Raw genomic sequence first — 464 nt, 5'->3', positions numbered from 1 at the left:
GAGTTACCCAGTAGCATCCGCAAGCAACGTGGCATTCGTCACGAAGTTTTGAACGGCAAGAACCACGCGCGTGAAGCGGAAATCATCGAGAACGCCGGTCAAGCGAACTCGGTCACGATCGCAACGAACATAGCTGGTCGTGGTACCGATATCAAGCTCGGTGAAGGTGTCTTAGATAAAGGCGGTCTCTACAGCCTCGGAACAGAGCGCCACGAATCACGCCGGATCGATAACCAGCTCCGTGGTCGTGCCGGTCGTCAAGGGGATCCAGTGGCATCACAATTCTATCTCTCACTTGAAGATGAGTTGATGCGTCGTTTCGGTTCCGATTCGCTACAGTCGATGATGGACCGTCTCGGAATGGGTGATTCGCAACCAATCGAGAGCCGGATGGTATCTCGTGACGTTGAATCGGCTCAAAAACGCGCCGAATGAAATAACCTCGATGAACGGAAACAAGCACC

General features: G+C 53.2%; 1 pseudogene. It reads left to right on the top strand.

The window, feature by feature from the left end:
* Positions 1-432 (top strand): annotated as a pseudogene (locus ACZGCQ_RS16930) (preprotein translocase subunit SecA); the annotation flags it as partial.
* Positions 433-464 lie beyond the last annotated feature (32 nt).

The sequence above is a fragment of the Exiguobacterium sp. HSB13 genome (assembly GCF_056764755.1).
This window is presented reverse-complemented; position numbering and strand designations above follow the sequence as displayed.